The sequence below is a fragment of the Prevotella sp. HMSC077E09 genome, from assembly GCF_001814685.1.
In the GTDB taxonomy this organism is placed as follows: domain Bacteria; phylum Bacteroidota; class Bacteroidia; order Bacteroidales; family Bacteroidaceae; genus Prevotella; species Prevotella oris.
Map to the genome: position 1 here is coordinate 1 of NZ_KV817515.1, position 1,593 is coordinate 1,593.

Genomic DNA, 1,593 nt, shown 5'->3' on the forward strand with positions numbered 1-1,593 from the left:
CGTGTGCCGGTTCCGTTGCCGGGTGTGGGGCGGCAGGCTCCACAAGAAGTATAGTCCTCTCTCCCGAAGCAGCTCTGACGGCAAGTCTGTGCTGTCTTGTGTCTGATGGAGTTCCGGCACGGCACGGAAGAAGACACAAGAGGGTTTAAGAAGTAGGACTGCTTGCATGAAAGATAGGTATGGACACCGCTGTATGGCGTGATAGCAGATACGATTGCAGCAGACATGAAAAAAGGAGACCCTTTTGAAGAGTCTCCCGTCTTTCGGAGTAAGGCTTTTACTTGGCCTTCTTGTTCTTCGCTTTAGGAGCTTCCTGCTTTTCTTCCCTGACAAAGGCGGTAACCTTTGTGGCGATGTTCTTCAGAACCGTGACGTTCTTACCGTCCTTGGTGTAGTTCTCCGGCTTGAAGAATCCCTCTACCGTAATCTCCTTGCCCTTCTTCAGCAGCTCCAAGGTAGCCGTATCGTCGTTCTTTACCCAAGTTTCAAGGCCTATGATCGAAGAGACCGTAGTGGTCTCGTTGCCTTTGCGTTCTGTGTGTTTGATGATGATACCGAAGCGTGCGATGGCAGCCTTCTCAAAGTTTTTAACTTCTGCATCCTTGCAAACATAACCCGTAACTGTGAAATTGTTCATTGCGTTCATAATTGTAATTTTTTAAGTTGATATTTATTTTACGTGCATAAAGGAGCAGGCAAGAGGAAGGTGTGCAAAGGCAAGGGATGACCGTTATTTTTTTCATCTCCGACCACAGAGTTTTTGGATCAGGAGCAACCGCACCCCAAAAACTTGAAAAAAATCACGAGGCAAGTCCCGGAGGGCGACCCTTGCGGAACACCGCTTGCGCTAACTTTGCAAAGGAAAATGGATGTCGGACTTATCTGAAAAATGAAAAGAACGCCATGAATGATTTGAAGTGAAGGGTAGCTGAAAGGATGAAACCAAGACCAGGAAGCTGTCACCGCTACCGGTATCGGTAAACACACTTGACCGCACGGGAAAGAAAATGACAGTACCTCTGCCAGGCCCTGAAACTTGGGTGAGTGAAGTCGTGCCAGCAAAGCTGCCGCTGCCGAAGAAGGGCAAGGATAGGTAAAGGGGTAAGCCGTCAGAGAACGTCCATGGACAGTAAGAGATACCATGATACAGTCTCGCTACTTGGCTCCACCGTCAGGGAGGAAGAGCGGAAGTTTCAAAGACAATGGTCGAAGAAAGCTGCAAGCCGTGCCATGGTAGGAGACGGAAAGGGATGTACTACTATAAGGTCTGCAAGGCAATCCGCATAGATGCATGTTCGTATAGCCATATATACGTATATACAGCTATACAAGAATGCACCTATATGACAATATGGAAATATAGGAATACGACAATAAAGATATGCCGCTATGTAGAAAGAAAGGTAAGTACTCTATATCCAACAATGTGGGCAGTGTCTGCAAGTCTCTGCCCTTCCGCTTTTGGGAGCTTTTTCCTGTGGCGTGCCGGAAGGTGAAAGCGACCCCGGCGGACAGGAACCGACAATGTCCTTGACATTCAATCCTGAAGGGAGCCGGTTCATAATCAGGGTGTGGGGCGGTAAGCCCCACCGA

Annotated in this window: 3 protein-coding genes; all 3 read right to left on the minus strand. The window is 48.5% G+C overall.

All coding sequences use genetic code 11. From position 1 onward, the window contains the following. Positions 1 to 227 (minus strand): hypothetical protein (locus tag HMPREF2983_RS14125; RefSeq protein WP_210400356.1); only part of this gene is annotated, 227 nt, incomplete at its 3' end. 50 nt (positions 228 to 277) lie between these two features. Then, on the minus strand, positions 278 to 646 hold the full coding sequence (locus tag HMPREF2983_RS02955; RefSeq protein ID WP_070666614.1) for a single-stranded DNA-binding protein: 369 nt from the start codon (positions 644 to 646) through the stop codon (positions 278 to 280). A gap of 766 nt (positions 647 to 1,412) precedes the next feature. Further along, positions 1,413 to 1,593 (minus strand): hypothetical protein (locus HMPREF2983_RS14130; protein WP_210400357.1); only part of this gene is annotated, 181 nt, incomplete at its 5' end.